A 19,186-nucleotide genomic window follows, 5' to 3' on the forward strand; every position below is an offset into this window, starting at 1 on the left:
CCGGACAACAGCGACGCCGTCCAGCCCGGTTTCCCCGCCGCCCTGCTGTGGGAGTTCCGGGTCGCCTCGCTCGCCGTCCAGCTCGTCCTGTGGGCCGTGTTCGCCATCGTCTTCGGCGTCCTCGCCCAGAAGCTCCTGGCCGCGCGCGCCGAGGGCGTGGACGCTGCGGCTCCGGCCGCGCAGGAGGCTGCCGCGCTCGGCTGATGTCGACCGTGACGCCTGTGCCGGGCCCTGCCGACCCCGTCCGGGGGCGGCGGGGCCCGGGCATTCGCGCGTCCGGGCGCCCACCGCGCGCCGGGGCCGCCCTACGATGTGCGCATGAGTGCGGGCAGACATCCGGCAGGTGGGAACGGTGCGCGGCCGGCGCGTCCGGCTCGGGGCACGCGGGTCGACCCGGGCATCCAGGTCACGCCGGAGCAGGCCGACCGGCTGGAGGCCGCCGCGTCCGTGCTCGCCCTGCTCGCCGACCGCACCCGCCTGGCGCTCATGGAACACCTCGGCCGGGGCGAGGCCGATGTCACCACCCTCACCGAGGCGTGCGGAGCCGCCCGTCCGTCGGTCAGCCAGCACCTCGCCAAACTCCGTCTGGCCGGGCTGGTCACCACCCGCAAGGACGGCCGCCGGGTCGTCTACGCGCTGGGGCACGGTCATCTGCGGCGGCTGGTGGACGAGGCGCTGAACGTCGCCGACCACCAGCTCGGTTCCCTCCCGCCGCACGACTGACCCCCACGGCGGTCGTGGCCGGGGCGGCGGGCGTGGCGTCGGGATTTGTGCCGGTTGTCGGGTGATGATGCTGCCGTGCGACTTGATCACGTGTCCTATGCGGTGGCCCGCGACAGCTTCGTGTCGACCGTCCAGTGGATCGGATCGGCGCTGGGCGCCGGGTTCGTCGACGGGGGCGTGCACCCGCGCTTCGGCACCCGCAACTTCATTCTCCCGCTGAGCGGCGGCACCTTCGTCGAGGTCGTCACCACACTCGACCACCCCGCCGCCGACCGTGCACCCTTCGGGCAGGCGGTCGCGCGCCGCGCCGCCGAGGGCGGCGGCTGGCTCGGTTGGGTGGTCTCCGTCGACGACATCGCCCCGGTCGAGGCCCGCCTCGGCCGCACCTCGGCCGAGGGCCACCGGGTCCGCCCCGACGGGTTCGATCTGAGGTGGAAGCAGATCGGCCTGCTGGAACTGCTGGAGGAACCTCAACTGCCCTATTTCCTTCAGTGGTCGGTTCCCGTCGAGGAACGCCCGAGCGCCGACCCGCGCACCTCCACCACCATCCACGGGCTCTCCATCGCCGGCGACGCCGCCTCCATCGCCGAATTCCTCGGCGAACCGGCCGACCACCCCCTCGACCAGATCGATGTCACCTGGGTCGAGGACGAGGAACCGGGTCTGGTCTCGGTCGAGTTCGCCACCGCCCACGGCCCGGTCACCATCTGACCGGAGCCCCACTGCCCCGCGGGAGCGGCCGGCCGGATCTCCCGGCCGGCGCGAGCCTCTTCGACGGGTCGGTCGGTCGATCCGGTCCGCCGAGCGGTGCATCAACCGCCTCCAGCACTGGCGCGGCCCGGCCGCACGAGCCGGCCGGCTCGCTCGCGATCGCCTACCAGGCCGGGCCCGTACGAGGCGACGCCTGCCCGGAACGGCGCACAACAGGTGCACAGGTGCGCACATGTTGATTACGCTGAATCCGACATGCTGTCATCGATCCGCCGAACCGGACGGGGGCGACCGTGCTGTCCGTACTGCGCAACAGCGCCTATCGCCGCCTGTTCACCGCCCAGGTCATCTCCCTGGTCGGGACCGGCCTCGCCACCGTCGCGCTGAGCCTGCTCGCCTACGACCTCGCGGGCGAGCATGCCTCGGCGGTCCTCGGCACCGCCTTCGCGATCAAGATGGTCGCCTACGTCACCATCGCCCCGGTGATCGGCGCGGTCGCCGACCGGATTCCCCGCCGCGTCCTGATGACGGCCATGGACCTGATCCGCGCCGGCGCGGCTGCGGCCCTCCCGTTCGTCGCCGAGATCTGGCAGATCCACGTCCTGATCTTCCTGCTCCAGGCGGCGTCGGCGGCGTTCACCCCGACCTTCCAGGCCACCGTCCCCGAGATCCTGCCCGCCGAACGTGACTACACCCGGGCCCTGTCGATGAGCCGGCTCGCCTACGACCTGGAGAGCCTCTTCAGTCCGGTCCTGGCCACAGCGCTGCTCGGCCTGCTCTCCTACGACTGGCTGTTCGCCGGCACGACCGTCGGATTCCTCGCCTCCGCCGCGCTCATCGTCGCCACGGCCCTGCCCGGACCCGCCCCGGTCGAACGCACCGGCGGCGTTCGCGCCACAGCCCTCTTCGGCACCCGCCTCTTCCGGGCCACGCCCCGGCTGCGGGCCCTGCTCGCACTCGACCTCGCGGTCGCCGCCGCCGGGGCCGCCGTCCTCGTCGACACCGTCTCCCTGGTACGCGGACCCCTCGACCGCCCGGCCGGCGCCGTCCCGCTCGCCCTCGGGGCATACGGCGCCGGCTCCATGGTGACCGCGCTGTTCCTGCCCCGCCTCCTGCAACGCTCCACCGACCGGGCCGTGATGCTCTGCGCCGCCTTCGCCCTCCCGCCGGCCCTGGCGGTCGGGGCCGCGCTCGCCGCGACCGGCCCGCGCGCGTGGTCCTGGCCCGCGCTCCTGGCCGTCTGGGCCGTGATCGGCGCCGCCTGCTCGGCCGTGCTGACTCCGGGGGGCCGGGTGATCCGCCGCTCCACCGCCGACGCGGACCTGCCCGCCGCCTTCGCCGCCCGGTTCTCCCTCTCCCACGGCTGCTGGCTGCTCACCTACCCACTGGCCGGGTGGCTCGCCGCGGGGGCGGGGCTGCCGCTGACCGTTCTGGTCCTGGCCGCCGTCTCCCTGGGCGCCGGCGCCGCCGCGGCGGCGCTCTGGCCGGCCCGGGACCCGGACCGGCTGGAACACGTACACCCGGACCTCCCGCCCGGCCACCCACACCTCGCCGACGCCCGCCCCGCCACGGGCGGTTGGCGGCACGGGCACCACTACGTCATCGACCGGCACCACCACCGCTGGCCCGAAGGAACACCTGGCCGGTCGCGCCGGGCGGCGTCCCGATCGCCCGGCCCGGCCCGGGCGCGCGGTGTCCACGGCGGGGATCAGGGCGACCGGGTGAAGATGACGGGAGGTGCCCCGACAGGGTACGAAGATCCTTGTGAGTGAAAAGACCCCGGCGGAGACCGTCCGCGTGTTCATAGCGCTGGCGCCGCCCGACGAGGCGAAGGAAGAGCTGGAGCAGCGGCTGGAGCCGGCCTACGCCGCGTACCCGCGCATGCGCTGGAACCGTATCGAGGACTGGCACATCACCCTGGCCTTCCTCGGCGAGCTCCCGGTCACCGCCGTCGAACTCCTGCGGGCACCGCTCGCGGAGCTCGCCGCGACCCGGCGGCCCCTGCGGCTCGCGCTGCGCGGCGGCGGGCACTTCGACGAGCGGGTCCTGTGGACGGGGATCGACGGGGACCTCGACGGACTGCACCTCCTCGCCGCCGAGGTCCGCGCCGCGGTCACCGACTGCGGCATCCCCTTCCACGGCCGGCCGCTGCGCCCCCATCTGACGCTGGCGCGCGCCCGCCGCCACGACACCACCAGCGCGGTGGAGGCCGCCGACGGACTCGACGGCTTCACCGGCCGTCCGTGGCAGACCCACCGCCTCCACCTCGTCGGAAGCAACACCGGCCGCGGACCCGGGCCCATCCACTACCGTGACATCCGGTCCTGGCCCTTCGAGGGCGGCGGCTGAGGCGAGCGTGCCGCCCCGGCCCCGTGGCACGCCCGGGACCCCGTCCGCCGTGCCCACGGGGCGGACTCCCCTACCGTCGACGTGCAGGGTGTGCGGTCGGCGCGCCGTCCGGCGGAGCGCCACCGAATGCGACAAGAACCGTACGACCGCTGCTGAGTGAGTCATCTGTCCATCGCACCGGGAGATACGCATGAGGATGCTGATCAACAGTCCGCAGACCGTGGTCGCCGACGCCCTACGGGGGATGGCGGCCGCCCATCCCGAGCTCGACGTCGATGTGGAGCGACGGGTCGTCGTACGGCGGGACGCCCGGGCCGGCGGACGGGTCGGGGTGGTGTCCGGGGGCGGGTCCGGGCACGAGCCGCTGCACGCCGGGTTCGTGGGCTACGGAATGCTGTCGGCCGCGTGTCCCGGGGAGGTCTTCACCTCGCCGGTGCCCGACCAGATGGTGCGGGCGGCCGCGGCGGTGGACTCCGGTCAAGGGGTGCTGTTCGTCGTCAAGAACTACACCGGTGACGTGCTGAACTTCGAGATGGCCGCCGAGCTCGCCGAGGAGGACGGCCTGCGGATCGAGCGCGTCCTGGTCGACGACGATGTCGCGGTGACCGACAGCCTGTTCACCGCCGGACGCCGCGGTACCGGGGCCACCCTGTTCGTCGAGAAGATCGCCGGCGCGGCCGCCGAGGAAGGGGCGCCGCTGGAACGGGTCGCCGCGCTCGCCCGGCGGGTCGACGAGTGCTCGCGGAGCTTCGGGGTGGCGCTGAGCGCGTGCACCACGCCCGCGAAGGGCAGCCCGACCTTCGACCTGCCGGACGGGGAGCTGGAGTTGGGCATCGGCATCCACGGCGAACCGGGTCGGGAGCGGCGCCCGATGATGTCGGCGCGGGAGATCGCGGAGGTCGCGATGGGCGCCGTACTGGAGGAGCTCGCGCAGATCGGGCCGGCCGACGGTCCGGTGCTGGCGCTGGTCAACGGGATGGGGGCGACCCCGCTGCTGGAGCTGTACGGCTTCCACGCGGAGGTGGCGCGGGTGCTCGCCGAGCGTGGTGTGCCGGTGGCGCGGGCGCTCGTCGGCAACTACGTCACCTCGCTGGACATGGCGGGGTGTTCGGTGACGCTGTGCCGGGCCGACGAGGAGCTGTTGCGGCTGTGGGACGCGCCCGTGCAGACGGCGGCGCTGCGCTGGGGTCGCTGAACGTGCGGAACGTATGGTGGCGTTGGAACCGGCCGGACAGGTGCGAGGCGAGGAGAACCGGTGCGTGACGCAGATTTCTTCCGGCGCTGGATGGCGGCCGCCGCGGCCTCGGTGGAGCGGGAGGCGGACCGGCTGACCGAGCTCGACTCCCCCATCGGGGACGCCGACCACGGGAGCAATCTGCGCCGGGGCTTCACGGCCGTGCTCGCGGCCCTGGAGGCGGAGCCGACCTCGATGGTGCCGGGCGCGGTGCTCCAGTTGGCCGGGCGGACGCTGATCTCCACGGTCGGCGGCGCGTCGGGACCCCTGTACGGGACGCTGCTGCGGCGCACGGGCAAGGCGCTCGGGGAGTCGGCCGAGGTGTCCGACGCGGAGCTGCGCGAGGCCCTGTCCGAGGGGGTCGGGGCGGTGGCGCAGCTGGGCGGGGCGGCGCCGGGCGACAAGACGATGCTGGACGCGCTGGTGCCCGGGGTGGCCGCTGCGGGTACGTCGTACCGGGCGGCCGCGCTCGCTGCGGAGAACGGGGCGCTGGCGACGGTGCCGATGCGGGCGCGCAAGGGGCGGGCCAGCTACCTGGGCGAGCGGAGCATCGGCCACCAGGATCCGGGGGCCACCTCGTCGGCGCTGTTGCTGGCGGCGCTGGCGGACGTGGCGGAGCCGGCGGGCGCGCGGTGACGGCCGAGCGGCAGGGGCCCGGCTCCGCGCCCGCCACCGTGCCCGCGCCCGTGCCCGACGCCGGCCCGGCCCTGGTCGGCATCGTGCTGGTGTCGCACAGTGAGCGGGTCGCGGAGGCGGTGGCCGAACTGGCACGCGAGCTGGCCGCCGGCGGACCCGTGGCTGCGGTGGCCGCGGCCGGCGGCACGCCGTTGGGCGGGCTCGGCACGAGCGCGGAACGGATCGTCGCGGCCGCCCGGGAGGTGGACCGTGGTGCCGGGGTGGCCCTGCTGGCCGACCTGGGCAGCTCGGTGCTGACGGTGAAGGCCCTGCTGATGGAGGACGAACTCCCGGCGGGTTCCGCCCTGTTGGACGCGCCGTTCGTCGAGGGCGCGGTGGCGGCGGTGGTCACCGCGTCCACCGGAGCTCCCTTGGCGGCGGTCACGGCGGCCGCCGAGGAGGCGTACACCTACCGCAAGGCCTGAGTCCGGGCCGCCGCTCCCGGGTCGTGCCGGGCCCGGGCAACGCGGCCCGCCGGACCCGCCCGCCTCGGCCGGCCCGCCCGCCTCCCGCGGCACGATCCGGAGGGGATGGTCTACGGCCGGCCGCGGAGGGTTTCGATGTCGCGGCGCTCGCGCTTCGTCGGGCGGCCCGCTCCCCGGTCGCGGATGCCGACCACGGCGGCCTCCACGGGCGTGGGCGGCGGCGGGCTGTTGTCGATCAGGCACTCGGCGGCGACGGGGGCGCCGACCCGCTTGGACACGGGCCGCTTGACGACGACGATCCGCTCGCGCCCCGCGTGGAAGAGCCGTACCTCGTCCCCCGCGCGCACGGGCTGCGCCGGCTTGGCGCGCTCCCCGTTGACCTTCACATGGCCCGCCCGGCACGCGGTCGCCGCGATCGAGCGGGTCTTGGTCAGGCGCACGGACCAGATCCACGCGTCGACCCGTACCGTGCCCGTGCCCGTTCCCTCATCAGCCATGCCCCCGACTCTAGCGAGCCGGGTACGGCGAACCGGAACGAATTTCGGCAGATGCGCCAAGAAGTATGGCATCTGCCATGGAGATCAGGCCAAGAGAATTGCAAATGCGCCACACGTACCCATACGTTGTCGCCCATGCAGTCCTACACCATCGGACAGGCGGCGCGTCTGCTGGGCGTCAGCCCGGACACCGCACGCCGCTGGGCCGACGCCGGCCGGGTCGTGACCCATCGCGACGAAGGCGGCCGACGCCTGATCGACGGACGCGACCTTGCCGCCTTCTCCGTCGAGGTGGGCCAGGGTGCCCACATCGAGGACGGGGAACCGTACACCTCGGCGCGCAATGCCTTTCCCGGCATCGTCACGGCCGTCAAACTCGGCGACGTGGCCGCCCAGGTCGAGATCCAGGCAGGTCCCCACCGCCTCGTCTCGCTGCTCACCCGTGAGGCCGTCGAGGAGCTCGGGCTGGAGGTCGGCATGCAGGCCACCGCCCGCGTGAAGTCCACCAGCGTGCACATCGACCGCACCTGATCCGGACGACGCCCTACGCCGTCCGCCCGCGGTCCCCCGCACCAGCCGCTCAGCATCACCGAACGTCCCCACCCGCTCCGCCCGTCACCGGCGCGGGTCACCACCGCGCGGTTCCGGCACCAGGCCGGCCGCCGACCCGACCGAGGAGCATCTGCTCATGTCCCCGATCATGATCCGTCGTCGTACCGCCGCCGCCGCGCTGACCGCCGCCCTGCTCGTGCCGCTGGCCGCCTGCGGCAAGAGCGACGACGGCAAGGCCGCCGCCGACCCCACCCCCGCGCCGAAGGCCGTGAACCTCACGGTGCTGGCCGCCTCCTCCCTCACCGATGTCTTCAAGACCGCGGGTGAGGAGTACCAGAAGACCCACCCCGGCACGAAGATCACGTTCTCCTTCGCCGGCTCTCAGGAGCTCGCGGCCCAGGTCAAGCAGGGTGCCCCGGCCGACGCGCTGGTCACCGCCGACACCAAGACCATGGACGGGCTGAAGGCCGAGACCGGCGACGCCACGATCATCGCCAAGAACCGTCTGGTCATCGCGGCCACCAAGGCCAACCCGTTCAAGATCGACGAGCTCAAGGACCTCGCCGACACCAAGATCAAGGTCGTGCTCGCCGCGCCCGAGGTCCCGGTCGGCCGCTACAGCAAGCAGATCCTCGACGCCCAGAAGATCGAGGTGAAGCCGGTCTCCCAGGAGCCCAACGTCCGCGCCGTGCTGAGCAAGGTCGAGCTCGGCGAGGCCGACGCCGGTCTCGTCTACAAGACCGACTCCGCCAAGTCCGGCGACAAGGTCGTCACCGTGGAGATCCCGGACGAGCAGAACGCCGTGGCCTCCTACCCGGCCGCCACGCTGAAGCAGTCCAAGAACGCCACCGACGCGGCCGCCTTCGTGGCCTGGCTGAGCACCCCCGAGGCGCAGAAGATCCTCCAGGACGCGGGCTTCCAGAAGGCGTAACCGCCGTACGACCCGCACCCCCTGAGGGGCTGCCTGGTCCGGGGGGACAGGCGGCCCCTCTCGGCGTTCGCGGTTCGCGCACACAGGGCCTCTGCGCGGCCCGCGCACACAGGTCCCCGGACACGACGCCGTCCGGCCGGCCACCGGCCTCCCGCCGTCTACGCTTCTCCCGCATCCGACACCCGTAGCCAGGAACCCTGATGAGCAGACTTCGCAGCCTAACCGGCCCGCGCTCCGGCATACGCGTCCATGCCCGTACCCGCACCCGGCCCCCCTTGGCCCTGGCGCTCCCGGCGCTGCTCGCCGTCGCGTTCCTGCTGTTGCCGCTCATCGGCATCCTCGCCCGTACGCAGTGGGGCGAACTCGTCGACCACCTCACCAGCCCCGGCGTGGTCGAGGCCCTGAGGCTCTCGCTGCTGGTGTCCCTGTGGGCCCTGGCCCTCTCGCTGCTCCTCGGCGTACCGCTGGCCTGGCTGCTGGCCCGCGTCGAGTTCAAGGGCAAGGCCCTGGTCCGCTCCCTGGTCCTGTTGCCGATGGTGCTGCCGCCGACCGTCGGCGGTGTCGCCCTGCTCCTCGGCTTCGGCCGGCGCGGGCTGCTCGGACCCTGGCTGGAGGCCACCTTCGGGATCACCCTGCCGTTCCACACCTCGGGCGCCGTCGTCGCGGCCACGTTCGTCGCCATGCCGTTCCTGGTGATCAGCCTCGAAGGTGCGCTCGGCGGTCTCAAGCAGAGCTACGAGGAGACCGCCGCCTCGCTCGGCGCCTCGCCGGTCCGGGTGTTCTTCACCGTGACCCTGCCCATGGTCGCCCCCGGACTGATCGCCGGTGCGGCGCTGACCTGGGCCCGCGCGCTCGGCGAGTTCGGGGCGACCATCACCTTCGCCGGAAACCTGCCCGGCACCACCCAGACCCTGCCGCTCCAGGTGTACCTGCTGCTGCAGGACAAGCCCGAGGCCGCCACCTCCGTCTCGCTGCTGCTCCTGGCCATCGCCATGGGCGTACTGATAGCCCTGCGCGGCCGGTGGACCGGTACCCCACCTGCCCTGGATGCGCCCCGGACGTCGGCCCCCGAGGAGCCGCCCCTCTCCGACGCCCGCACCACCGCCACGAAGGCCGCCGGCACCACCACCGACGTCGGCGGCAGCGCACCGCCCCCCGACAGTGGCCGCTGGCCCCTGCACGCCACCGTCACCGGCTTCAACGAGCTCACCCTCGACGGCGCACCCGGCACCACCATCGCCGTGGTCGGCGAGAACGGCGCCGGCAAGACCACCCTGCTCCGCGCCCTCCTCGGCCTCACCCCGCGCGCCCACGCCGCACTGCGACTCGGCGACACCGACGTCACCGCCCTGCCCCCGCACAAGCGTCAGGTGGCCTGGGTGCCGCAGGACGGGGCGCTGTTCCCGCACCTGTCCGCCGTGGCCAACACCGCCTACGGGCTGCGCGCCCGCGGGGTGCCACGCGCGCAGGCCCGCCGCGAGGCCCTGACCTGGCTGGACCGGCTCGACGTACTGCACCTCGCCGACCGCAGGCCCGCCCAGCTCTCCGGCGGCCAGGCCCAACGCGTGGCGCTGGCCCGGGCGCTGGCCGCCCGCCCGCGGCTCCTCCTGCTGGACGAGCCCCTGGCCGCGCTCGATCAGACCACCCGGGCCCGGGTACGACACACCCTGCGCACCCACCTGGCCGGCTTCGGCGGGGTCTGCCTCATCGTCACCCACGACCCCGTCGAGGCGGTGTCCCTGGCCGACCGGGTCCTCGTGCTGGCCCACGGCCGCGCCCTGCAGGACGCGCCGCCCACCGAGGTGACCCGGCACCCGCGGTCCCCGTGGGTGGCCCGCATGCTGGGCCGTAACGCCTGGCCGGGCACGGCGTCGGCCGACGGACTCGCCCTCGCGCGGGGCGGTCGGCTCGTGGTGGCCGAGACGCTGCCCGAGGGCGCGAAGGCGCTGGCGATCATCGCTCCGGAGGCGGTCTCCGTGCACACGGACCGTCCGGGCGGCAGCCCCCGCAACGTCTGGCCGGGCACCGTACGGGAGATCACCGCGGTCGGCAGCCGGCTGCGCGTACTGATCGCCTCGGACACCGCGCCCGATCTGGTCGCCGAGATCACCCCCGACGCGGCGGCCGAACTGGGCCTCGTGGACGGCGCGGCGGTGTGGACGAGCGTGAAGGCCACCGAGGTCACCCTGGTACGCCTCTGACAGGGAACCGCTAGGCGCGGTCGGGACCCGTCGGGGCCCTCCACCCCGGTCGGACCCGTCGTGGCCGGCCACCCCGGTCGGGAGCCGGGGCCCGGTCGGGGTGGCCGGGAGGCGTTGCGCCCCGCTCGCACCCGGCGCCCGCCCGGATCTCAGCCGGCGTCCTCCGGGGCCGCCAGTTCGAACTCGCACCACACGCACTTCCCGCCGCCCCGGGGCTCCACCCCCCACTCGTCCGCGAGCCGGTCCACCAGCATCAGCCCGCGCCCCGACACCGCCCAGTCGCCCGCCTCGCGCCGCCTCGGCAGGGCGCTGCTGCTGTCCTCCACCTCGATCCGGATCCGGCCCTGCGCCGTGAGCCGCATGCTGACGTGACCGCCGCCCTCCGTGTGGACCAGGGCATTGGTCATCAGCTCGTCCGCCGCCAGTTCGATCTCGTCGGCCCGGTGCCGCGCGCCCCAGGCCGCCACCGCCGCCCGGATCAGGTGCCGGGCCAGCGCCGGGGCCTTGGTGTCGCCCGGTTCCAGCCGCTGCTGCAGCGGACCGCCACCGCGCGCGGTCGGCGTACCTCGGCGGCGCAGGACGAGCATGGCCATGTCGTCCCCGCCGCCCGAGTCGCCGACCAGGTCGCACAGCACGTCGGCGAGTTCCTCCACGTCGATGGGGCCGCTGTGGACCGCCGCCATCAGCTCCCGCATACCGCTGTCCGGCTCCGCGCCGGGGCGTTCGATCAGGCCGTCGGTGCACAGCAGCAGGGTGTCCCCCGGGTGCAGTTCGAGGCTGGTGACGGGGTAGCCGGAGCCGGTACCGGACTGCTCGCGCGGCGGCGGCGGCAGGCCGAGCGGCAGCCCGCCGGCCACCTGGACCCGGTGGACGCTGCCGTCACCGCGCCGCACGACCGGGTCGAGGTGCCCGGCGCGGACCAGCCGAGCCATCCCGGTGGTGAGGTCCACCTCGGCATAGGTGCAGGTGGCGAAGCGTTCCGTCTCCAGCTCGCGCAGGAACGCCGAGGCCCGGGCCATCGCCGCGCCCGGCGTGTGCCCTTCGACGATGTAGGCGCGCATCACGATGCGCAGCTGCCCCATGACGGCGGCCGCGTCCGTGTCGTGGCCCTCGACGTCGCCGATCATCACGCCGACCCGTCCGTCGCCGAGCGGGACCACGTCGTACCAGTCGCCGCCGATGTCCCGCCCCATCCGGGCGGACCGGTACCGTACGGCGATCCGCGCGCCCGGCACGTCCGGGATCCGGCGGGGCAGCATGGCCCGCTGGAGTCCCTCGGCCAGGTCGTGCTCCTGCTCGAAGAGGATGGCCCGCTGCAGGCTCTGCGCGACCCCGCTGCCGAGCGCCATCAGGAGGTTGCGTTCCTCGGCGGTGAAATCGCCGTCCCGTGTGTAGAGCAGCCCGAGCGCCCCGACGGGCCGTCCCTGCGCGATCAGCGGGAGGTAGACGCCGCTGCGGACGGACAGCGGCTCGATGTACGGCCACAGGTCCGGGTAGCGCTGTTGGAACTCCTCCCGGGAGACGAGGTAGACCGACTGCATGGTGCGTACGGCCTCGCTCATCGGGAGCCGCGCGTCGATCCGCGTGTACTCGATCTCGGGCACGTACGAGCCGAGCTGCCCCTCCGCGACCAGGTGGATGCGGCCGCCGTCGACGACGCCCAGCATCACGCTGACCGCTCCGAGGTGCCCGAGGGCCTGCGGGTCCTTGAGGATGTCGGTCACGTCGTTGACGGTGCGGGCGTGGGCGAGGATGGCGGTGGTCCGCTCCACGACGCCGGTCATCCGGCGCCGCCCCTCGATCTCCTCGCCGGCGGCACCGGGCTCGCCGGGGTCGTGGGCGGCGTCGCGGAGGATCCCGATGACGCGGTACGGGCGACCGGACGGTTCCCGCAGGATGTGTCCCTGGATATGGGTCCAGGTCGGTGAGCCGTCGCGCGCGCGGCTGCGGACGTACGCGCCGTAGTGGCTTCGGCCGTCCTTGATCGCCTGCGCGACCCGGGTGTCGAGCCGGGCCTCCTCACCGGGTGCCAGGCGGATCCGGAGTCCGCCGGGGGTCCCGTCGTACTCGTCCTGGCGCAGGTCCAACACCTCGAGGGCGGTGGGATCGAGGTGCATCCGTCCGCCGTCGAGGTCCCAGTCGAAGGTGCCCATGCGGTTGAGCGCGAGGCTGGTGTCCGGCCTCGCCGGCCAGCCGACGGCGGGGTTCTCTGCCCTACGGGCCATGCAGCCAGGGTCTCACTCCCGCCCGCCGGTGTCCCTGCGGGAGCCTCGGACACCCTCCGTGTCCGGTCGGACACGTCGGAGGTGGGGCCACGGGACGGAGGTACCCGGTGGCCGGGCGGTTCAGTGCTGGGCGCCGCCCGGCAGGGCCGCGTCATGGACCAACAGGGCGATCTGGACCCGGTTGTTGAGGTCGAGCCGGGTCAGGATCCGGGACACGTGGGTCTTGACCGTGGGCAGTGCCAGGTGGAGGTCCCGACCGATCTCCGCGTTCGACAGGCCGCGCCCGACCGCCAGGGCCACCTCGCGTTCGCGTTCGGCCAGCAGTGCCAGCCGGGCGCGGGCGGCGGCCGCCCGGGTGTCGTGGCCCGAGTCGCCCGCGACCTGGTCGATGAGCCGGCGGGTGACGGCCGGGGAGAGCACCGGGTCGCCGGCGGCCACCGTCCGGATGGCCGTCACGATCTCCTGCGGCGGGGTGTCCTTGAGGAGGAACCCGGCCGCTCCGGCCCGTAGCGCCCGCAGGACGTGCGCGTCGGTGTGGAAGGTGGTCAGGACCAGTACCTCGGGAGCGCCGGGCAGTGCCCGGAGCCGCTCGGTGGCTGCCAGCCCGTCGACGCCGGGCATCCGGATGTCCATCAGCACGAGGTCGGGGCCGTGCGCGGCGATCAGGGCGGGCACCTCCGACCCGTCCGCCGCCTCCGCGACGAGCTCGATGTCCGGAGCGCCGCCCAGCATCAGGCGCAGCCCGGCGCGGACGATCGCGTCGTCGTCGACCAGCAGGAGGCGGATCACCGGCGCCTCGTCTCCCGTCTCTCGTCTCGTCCTTCGTCCCGTCCTTCGACGCCGTGCCCGGGGCACCGGCTCCCGGGTCCCGGGTCCGGTCCTCGGTCCCGGGTCCCGTCCTCGTCCCGTGGTCAGCTCTGCCAGGGTAGCCAGGCCCGCACCCGGAACCCACCGTCGGCCGGCTGGGCCGTCAGGCTGCCGCCGGCCAGCCGGGTGCGTTCGGCCAGCCCGATCAGTCCCTGCCCGCCGCCTTCGGCAGCCCCGGGTGCCGCGCCCCGGGCCGGATCCGGTCCGGGTGGCCGGGTGTTACGGACCTCCACCGTCAGGCCGTCGCCCGGGCCCCCGGTCACCCGCACGTGCGCCGCCGCACCGGGCGCGTGCTTGCGTACGTTGGTCAGCGCCTCCTGCACGATCCGGTACGCCGTACGCCCCACCAGTGCGGGTGGCGCGACCCCGTCGGGCGGTCCGGCCAGCTCGACGGATCCGCCCGCGGCCCTGGCCTCGGCCACGAGTCGGGGCAGGTCGGCCAGTTCCGGCTGCGGGCGCTCGCCGCGCTCCGCGCTCCCCGAGCCCGTTCCGATGCCCGGCCCCGCCCGGAGTACGCCGATCACCTCGCGCAGGTCGTGCAGCGCCAGGTGAGCACTCTCGCGCATCACCCCGGCGGCCCGCTCGATCTCCGCCCTCGGGGCGCCGGGATTGAACTCCAGGGCGCCCGCGTGCACGCTGAGCAGCGACAGCCGATGGCCCAGGACGTCGTGCATCTCGCGGGCGATCTCCTCCCGCGCCTCCATCCGGGCCCGCTCGGCGCGTGATTCCGCGTCCGCCTCGGCCAGCTCGGCGCGCTCGCGCAACGAGGCGATGAGCTGCTGCCGGGACCGCCGGAACAGCCCCCAGCCGATCGCCCCGGCGATCAGGGCGAAGTAGGTCACCGCCGAACCGGCCCGCTCCTCGGACATGTCCGGCAGCTGCCACAGGAAGAAGGGCAGCGGTCCGAAGGCCAGGGCGGCCACCCAGGCCGTGGCCTTCCACGGCCGGGTCGCGGCCACCGTGAACACCGCCACCATCGCCGGTCCGGTCAGGTAGTGCGCCACGCTGCCGGCCAGCAGCAGCACCACGGCCAGCTGGACCGGCCACCGCCGCCGCAGCAGGACCGCCGCGCAGCCCAGCCCGCCGACGACCTGGTCGGCGGCCCGCCAGCCCGGGCCGAGGCTCTCCTCGACGGGAATGGCCTGTGAGCTGACGGCGGCGAAGCAGGCGGCGAAGAGGAACAGGGCGAGGTCGGCGAACCAGTCCCGGCGGGTGCGGTGGAGGCGGCGCATGTCCTGGAAATCTACGCGGGCAGGTGTCGGAGCGGGCGGCCGCGCCGCGTACCGAATACTTAAGTACGAGCGGGGCAGCCTTTGGGCCGATGTCCGGCCGGGGGAGCGACTCCTACCGTCGGAGCATGACCTCCACCACCCCGAAGTCCCCGCTGACCACCGTCACGGATGTGCTCTGTTTCGTCCTCGTCGTCGGCGGCGCGAGCGGCCTGCTGCACGAGTGGCTCGGCTGGATCCACTTCATGGGCTTCGTCCGTTTCCTCGCCCCTGACGGCTACGAGATCTACAGCTACCTCGTCATGATCGCCCTCGGTGTCGCGGTGAGCGCCGCGGGCGAGACGCTCTCCCGCCGCGGCCGCGGCTGATCCTCGGTCCTTCTCCACCGCGTCGCCTGGGTCAGCTTTGCTGGGCGGGACCTTCGGGCTCCTGCTGCTGGGGCGCCGTCCGGGCCGGTTCCGGCTTCGGCTGCGGCTTCGGCGCTGCCGACGGCGGAGCGGACGGGGGCGGGGGTGCGGCCGAGGTCGGCGGCAGCGCCGGAGACGCCTGGGTGGCGGCGGCCGTGGGAGACGCCGGAGCCGCGGAGGTCGCGGGCGCCGACTTCGGTGTCGGTGACGGCGCGGCCGGCTCGGAAGCCGGCTTCGAGGGCGTTTCCGAAGCCGGCTTCGAGGGCGACTTGGACTCGGCGGGCGACTGCGAGGGTGACGCCTTCGGTGACTCCTTCGGTGACTCCGTCGGAGTCTTCTTCGGTGACTCCGACGGGGACGGCGTGGGTGACTCCGAGGGAGTCTTCTTCGGCGACTCCGACGGCGACGGCGACGTGGACTTCGAGGGCGACTCGGAGGGCGACTTCGAGGGCGACTTCGAGGGCGACTCGGTCGGGGACTTCGACGGGGATTTCGACGGAGACTCCGAAGTCGACTTCGACGGCGACGTGGACGGGGACTTCGACGGCGACGTGGAGGTCCCGGACGGGGTCGGCCTCGGCGAGGTCCCGGACGGGTTCGGAGACGTCACCGTCGGGGGCGGCGTGAGCGGCGGTGTCGGGACGGGCGGCGGCGGAATCGGCCGGTCCGGCCGGGGCTTGCCGCCCTCGTGGTCGCCGCCCTTGGGGCGCTCGTACCACTGGTTGTCACGGTGGTCGTAGATCACGATCTTGTTGATGACGGTCGGCGCCGGCGCGATGGCCACGACCTTCGTCGGCTGGTAGGAGGGCCACGTCTGCCCGAAACGCTTCGGGGCGGCCTTCAGCGCCACCGGCGGACCCAGCGGGTTCCCGCACGCGCAGCGCACACGCGGCACGCCCCGGTCGTCCACCAGCACGGCCGTTCCGGCCTGGAGCACGGCCTGGTAGGGGACGAGCTTGCCGTCCCGGTAGCCGTGGTTCGTCACGCGGGTGTCCATCCGCAGCTGCACGGAGGTGAGGGAGCGGAGGTAGCCGGGAACGGCGGCCGGCTGGATGCCGAGCGCCGAGGCGAAGGCCGCGTTCTTGGCGGGGTCCGCACCGAGGGATCCGATCAGCTTCTCGACGTCGCAGCTGGCGACGTTCCTGGTACCGCCGTACACGCCCGGGGCGGAGCCGCTGACGCTCCGGGTGCCCACCGGTCCGGTCGGGCTGGCGCTCGGGCTGACCTGGGCGGTGCCGGTGCCCTGCGGAGAGGGCGGCGGGCTCTCGGGTGGGGGTGGAGCGTCCTTCGTCACGGTGGACTCGGTGAAGGGGTCGGGGCCGGTGGCGGCGACCGGCTGGAGGAACACCTCACCGCCGGCGTTGTCGGTGGTCCCGCTCGGCCGGGTGAGGACCACGGCCAGCGCCACGACCGCCGCCACCGCGACCAGGGCGGTGGCCAGCCGTGGCACGGAGCGCCACCAGGGACCGTGCGCCGGTCCCTGGCCGGATCCGCCGGGGCCTGCCGGGCCCACCGGCCCGCCCGGCGGCGCCGGCGGCGGCGGTGGCGGAGGCCCCTGCTGCCCGCCCGAGAGCGGGCCGGAGGGTGGCCCGGTGGGGCGTTCCGGAGACGGCGGTCGGCCGGATGGTTGTGTGGTCACGGGCTCTTCTTCCCAGGAGGAGTGAGTTCCCTGGGGACCATTGTGTGCGCCGTCCGGGTGGTGCCCGCAAGCCGAGGGTGTCACGGTGGCAGGGTGAGTCCGACGCCAAGATCGTCATCGTCGGGGGGCTCCGCGAGGGCATGGCGGGACGCCCTCGTCGCCGTCGTCGTGGGCTTCGTCCTGATGGCCGTGGTGGCCGCCGCCGGGCTGCTGTGCGCGGGCGCGGGCGACCTTCCGGGCGGCGCGTTCCCCCATGTGGTCGCCGCGGTCGTGGTGATGGCGGCGGGCGGTTCACTGGAGGTGTCGGGCGGTGCCGGTTCACTGGCGGGGGCGCAGGTGAGCCTGTCGGTGGTCCCCCTCTCGGTGAGTCTGGCCGGCGCCCTCGTCACCGGCTACCTCTTCCTACGCCCCCTGCACAACCGGGCCGTGGCCCGGCCCCGCGAACTCATCGGCCGCGCCGTCCCGTTGGTCGTGCTCTGGCTGCTCGCCCTGACCGGCGCCGCCTTCCTCGCCCGCGAGACCTTCGGCATCTCCACCGGGGACTCCCCCATCGGGACGATCACCGAACTCCTGGACGCCGCTCCCACGGTGGGCTTCCGGGCCGACCTGCCCGCCACCCTCCTGTACGGACTGCTCTGGATCCTGGGCCTGTTGCTGATCGCCCTGCTGGTCTCGCGCCGCGCCCCGCTCCCGGCCCGGCTGATCCGCTTCCACACGGCGCTGCGCCCGGCGGCCTTCGCCACGATGCTGCTGCTCCTCGCCTACGTGGTCCTCGGCATCGGGGTCGGCGTGGTCGTGGCGGCCACCCAGGGCCATGCCGACCGGACCCTGGCCGTGATCCTGCTCGGGCTGCCGAACCTCGTCTGGCTCGCGCTCACCCTGGGCTTCGGCGGCGCCTGGGAGGGCAACGTCGAGGGTCCCTTCGGGCTGCCGATGCCGCAGGTGCTGGACCAGGTCCTGCGCGGCTCCGACCCGTCCCGGATCGACGTGTCCACGCTCGCGGAGCAGGACTCCCGGGCGTGGTGGCTGGTGGTGGTGGCCGCCGTCCTGCTGCTCGGCACGGGCGTACTGGCCGCCGTACGCTCCCCTGCCCACGTCCGTCCCTGGCAGCACGCCCTCCACCTGGGTGTGGCGCTGGCCCTGGCGACCCTGGCGGTCTGCCTGCTGGGGCGTGTCCAGGCGCAGTTCGGCCTTTCCCTGCTGGGTATCGGTGAGGTGGACGGCCTCGGTGGCCAGGTGCGGCTGGAGCCCGTGCTGTGGCGCAATGTCGGGCTCGGGCTGCTGTGGGGGGCGGTGGCGGGCTTCCTGGGCGCCCTGGCGGCCCGTCCGCTGCGTCGACCCGGCCGGGTCGACGAACCGGCCGCCGCGACCCGCGTGACACCCGAGTAGCGGGGCCGACGCGCGGTCCGAACCGCCTGCGCGGGCCGGGCGCGGCCGAAACCGAAGCCGAGGCCAAAGTCGAAGGCGAAGGCGAAGCCGCTCAGCCCGTCCCGCCGGACGCCGGCCGGTCGAACACCGGGAGCGCCCATGACGGAACCGGCGGCGGGGCGGACAGCTCGGGCCGCGCGGCCTGCACCGCCCCGCCCTCGGCATCCCCCTGGGCACCGGCCACCCCGGTCGTCTGCGGTCGGCCGCCCTCCCCCGCCCGCCGCAGGGCACCCGTGAACTCCAGGCAGCTGTTCCACCGGTCGTCCGGCGACTTGGCCAGCGCCTTCGCCAGTACCTCGTCCACCGCCTCCGGCAGGTCCGGGCGCCGCGAGCTCAGCGGGGGCGGGGGGTCGTACTGGTGGGCCCACAGCAGGGCGATGTCGTCGTCGCGCTGGAAGGGCGGTTCCCCGGCGAGGGTCTCGTAGACGACGCACCCCAGGCTGTAGACGTCGCACCGGCCGTCCACCGGCTTCCCGGAGATCTGTTCCGGCGCCACGTAGGTGACGGTTCCGACGAACTGTCCGTCGGTCGTGAACCCGGTCAGCGACAGCGTCTTCTTCGTCAGCCCGAAGTCGGTGAGGTAGGCGTGCTCGGGGTGGTCGCGGTCGGTGCCCGCGGCGATCAGGATGTTGCCCGGTTTCACGTCCCGGTGGACCAGGTCGTGGGCGTGCGCCGCGTCGAGCGCGGAGGCCACCTGGCCGGCGATCCGCGCGGCCGTCTCCACCGGCAGCGGGCCCGTCCGGTCCAGCATGACCCGCAGGTCCGGGCCTTCGACGAGGCGCATGGCGATGTAGAGCAGTCCGTCCGCCTCCCCCGCCTCGAACACGGGCACGATGTGTGGGTGCTCGATGGTGGCGGCCACCTTGGACTCATGGACGAACCGCTGCCTGAAGGTGTCGTTCCGGGCCAGTTCGGGGGCCAGCAGTTTCAGTGCCACCCGACGGTCGAGCCGCAGGTCCCGCGCCTCGTAGACGACGGCCATGCCGCCGCGCCCGATCTCGCTCTCCACCAGGTACCCGGCGATCTGCTTCCCCCGCAGGTCGGTCGGGGACCGGCCGGCGGGCTCGGCGGGCTCCGCGCGTTCCTCGTCCAC

18 protein-coding genes and 1 pseudogene are annotated in these 19,186 nt (G+C 74.1%); 13 read left to right on the forward strand and 6 right to left on the reverse strand.

Annotated elements, in window-relative coordinates; all coding sequences use genetic code 11:
* From BCL76_RS17040 to BCL76_RS17075, 8 genes are all read left to right on the forward strand, one after another.
* The coding region (locus BCL76_RS17040) for a CbtA family protein (protein WP_146228393.1) at positions 1-204 on the forward strand (204 nt) is incomplete at its 5' end.
* 114 nt (positions 205-318) lie between these two features.
* The gene (locus BCL76_RS17045) at positions 319-723 is read left to right on the forward strand and encodes an ArsR/SmtB family transcription factor (RefSeq protein ID WP_109780355.1); all 405 of its coding nucleotides are present in this window, start codon (positions 319-321) and stop codon (positions 721-723) included.
* 75 nt (positions 724-798) lie between these two features.
* The gene (locus BCL76_RS17050; protein ID WP_109780356.1) at positions 799-1,434 is read left to right on the forward strand and encodes a VOC family protein; all 636 of its coding nucleotides are present in this window, start codon (positions 799-801) and stop codon (positions 1,432-1,434) included.
* 293 nt (positions 1,435-1,727) lie between these two features.
* Positions 1,728-3,206 (forward strand): MFS transporter, encoded by a 1,479-nt coding sequence (locus BCL76_RS17055; protein ID WP_109780357.1) that lies wholly within the window; start codon positions 1,728-1,730, stop codon positions 3,204-3,206.
* Positions 3,199-3,783 (forward strand): RNA 2',3'-cyclic phosphodiesterase, encoded by a 585-nt coding sequence (thpR, locus tag BCL76_RS17060; RefSeq protein ID WP_109780358.1) that lies wholly within the window; start codon positions 3,199-3,201, stop codon positions 3,781-3,783. Before BCL76_RS17055 ends, thpR begins: the two co-directional genes overlap by 8 nt.
* Positions 3,784-3,973: 190 nt before the next feature.
* Entirely contained in the window at positions 3,974-4,978 is a 1,005-nt protein-coding gene (gene dhaK, locus BCL76_RS17065) for a dihydroxyacetone kinase subunit DhaK (RefSeq protein ID WP_109780359.1), read from the forward strand.
* Positions 4,979-5,038: 60 nt separating this feature from the next.
* Positions 5,039-5,653, forward strand: coding sequence for a dihydroxyacetone kinase subunit DhaL (gene dhaL, locus BCL76_RS17070; RefSeq protein ID WP_109780360.1), 615 nt, complete (start codon positions 5,039-5,041; stop codon positions 5,651-5,653).
* Between the two features lie 50 nt (positions 5,654-5,703).
* Positions 5,704-6,117 (forward strand): PTS-dependent dihydroxyacetone kinase phosphotransferase subunit DhaM, encoded by a 414-nt coding sequence (locus BCL76_RS17075; protein WP_109780678.1) that lies wholly within the window; start codon positions 5,704-5,706, stop codon positions 6,115-6,117.
* A 110-nt stretch (positions 6,118-6,227) separates the two neighbouring features.
* On the opposite strand, the gene BCL76_RS17080 is transcribed toward BCL76_RS17075, so the two are convergent.
* Positions 6,228-6,614, reverse strand: a complete 387-nt coding sequence (locus BCL76_RS17080) for an RNA-binding S4 domain-containing protein (RefSeq protein WP_030772809.1) — start codon at positions 6,612-6,614, stop codon at positions 6,228-6,230.
* Between the two features lie 135 nt (positions 6,615-6,749).
* Here BCL76_RS17080 and BCL76_RS17085 point away from each other — a divergent pair, with 135 nt between their 5' ends.
* The 3 genes from BCL76_RS17085 (at position 6,750) to BCL76_RS17095 (ending at position 10,298) form a co-directional block, all read left to right on the forward strand.
* Complete coding sequence (locus BCL76_RS17085; protein ID WP_030772813.1) at positions 6,750-7,145, forward strand: TOBE domain-containing protein; 396 nt, start codon at positions 6,750-6,752, stop codon at positions 7,143-7,145.
* Between the two features lie 157 nt (positions 7,146-7,302).
* A complete protein-coding gene (gene modA / locus BCL76_RS17090; protein ID WP_109780361.1) occupies positions 7,303-8,097 on the forward strand; it encodes a molybdate ABC transporter substrate-binding protein in 795 nt (264 codons plus the stop codon).
* Positions 8,098-8,297: 200 nt separating this feature from the next.
* Positions 8,298-10,298 (forward strand): ABC transporter permease, encoded by a 2,001-nt coding sequence (locus tag BCL76_RS17095; RefSeq protein WP_109780362.1) that lies wholly within the window; start codon positions 8,298-8,300, stop codon positions 10,296-10,298.
* A 149-nt stretch (positions 10,299-10,447) separates the two neighbouring features.
* On the opposite strand, the gene BCL76_RS17100 is transcribed toward BCL76_RS17095, so the two are convergent.
* The 3 genes from BCL76_RS17100 to BCL76_RS17110 form a co-directional block, all read right to left on the reverse strand.
* Positions 10,448-12,523 carry a SpoIIE family protein phosphatase gene (locus BCL76_RS17100; protein ID WP_109780363.1) on the reverse strand — a complete coding sequence of 692 codons (2,076 nt, stop codon included), beginning with the start codon at positions 12,521-12,523 and terminating at the stop codon, positions 10,448-10,450.
* Between the two features lie 120 nt (positions 12,524-12,643).
* Positions 12,644-13,255, reverse strand: a complete 612-nt coding sequence (locus BCL76_RS17105) for a response regulator transcription factor (protein WP_258309789.1) — start codon at positions 13,253-13,255, stop codon at positions 12,644-12,646.
* 179 nt (positions 13,256-13,434) lie between these two features.
* Positions 13,435-14,622: a sensor histidine kinase gene (locus tag BCL76_RS17110; protein ID WP_109780365.1), complete on the reverse strand. Its 1,188-nt coding sequence runs from the start codon at positions 14,620-14,622 to the stop codon at positions 13,435-13,437.
* Positions 14,623-14,747: 125 nt separating this feature from the next.
* On the opposite strand from BCL76_RS17110, the gene BCL76_RS17115 reads away from it, so the two are divergent.
* A complete protein-coding gene (locus BCL76_RS17115) occupies positions 14,748-14,987 on the forward strand; it encodes a hypothetical protein (RefSeq protein ID WP_109780366.1) in 240 nt (79 codons plus the stop codon).
* Between the two features lie 403 nt (positions 14,988-15,390).
* Here BCL76_RS17115 and BCL76_RS17120 read toward each other — a convergent pair.
* A pseudogene (locus BCL76_RS17120) lies at positions 15,391-16,665 on the reverse strand (DUF6777 domain-containing protein); the annotation flags it as partial.
* Between the two features lie 93 nt (positions 16,666-16,758).
* Here BCL76_RS17120 and BCL76_RS17125 point away from each other — a divergent pair.
* Entirely contained in the window at positions 16,759-18,054 is a 1,296-nt protein-coding gene (locus BCL76_RS17125) for a streptophobe family protein (RefSeq protein WP_109780367.1), read from the forward strand.
* 91 nt (positions 18,055-18,145) lie between these two features.
* Here the strand turns inward: BCL76_RS17125 and BCL76_RS17130 are convergent, their stop codons facing one another.
* Complete coding sequence (locus BCL76_RS17130) at positions 18,146-19,186, reverse strand: serine/threonine-protein kinase (protein WP_109780368.1); 1,041 nt, start codon at positions 19,184-19,186, stop codon at positions 18,146-18,148.

It is taken from the genome of Streptomyces sp. CG 926 (assembly GCF_003148825.1).
Classification (GTDB): domain Bacteria; phylum Actinomycetota; class Actinomycetes; order Streptomycetales; family Streptomycetaceae; genus Streptomyces.

What these genes read in the sequence shown, in the direction of transcription:
- BCL76_RS17080 (WP_030772809.1), bottom strand. Translation starts at nt 6,614, where the DNA reads ATGGCTGATGAGGGAACGGGCACGGGCACGGTACGGGTCGACGCGTGG.
- BCL76_RS17085 (WP_030772813.1), top strand. Translation starts at nt 6,750, where the DNA reads ATGCAGTCCTACACCATCGGACAGGCGGCGCGTCTGCTGGGCGTCAGC.
- BCL76_RS17100 (WP_109780363.1), bottom strand. Translation starts at nt 12,523, where the DNA reads ATGGCCCGTAGGGCAGAGAACCCCGCCGTCGGCTGGCCGGCGAGGCCG.
- BCL76_RS17115 (WP_109780366.1), top strand. Translation starts at nt 14,748, where the DNA reads ATGACCTCCACCACCCCGAAGTCCCCGCTGACCACCGTCACGGATGTG.
- BCL76_RS17095 (WP_109780362.1), top strand. Translation starts at nt 8,298, where the DNA reads ATGAGCAGACTTCGCAGCCTAACCGGCCCGCGCTCCGGCATACGCGTC.
- modA (WP_109780361.1), top strand. Translation starts at nt 7,303, where the DNA reads ATGTCCCCGATCATGATCCGTCGTCGTACCGCCGCCGCCGCGCTGACC.
- BCL76_RS17110 (WP_109780365.1), bottom strand. Translation starts at nt 14,622, where the DNA reads ATGCGCCGCCTCCACCGCACCCGCCGGGACTGGTTCGCCGACCTCGCC.
- dhaK (WP_109780359.1), top strand. Translation starts at nt 3,974, where the DNA reads ATGAGGATGCTGATCAACAGTCCGCAGACCGTGGTCGCCGACGCCCTA.
- BCL76_RS17105 (WP_258309789.1), bottom strand. Translation starts at nt 13,255, where the DNA reads ATGCTGGGCGGCGCTCCGGACATCGAGCTCGTCGCGGAGGCGGCGGAC.
- BCL76_RS17045 (WP_109780355.1), top strand. Translation starts at nt 319, where the DNA reads ATGAGTGCGGGCAGACATCCGGCAGGTGGGAACGGTGCGCGGCCGGCG.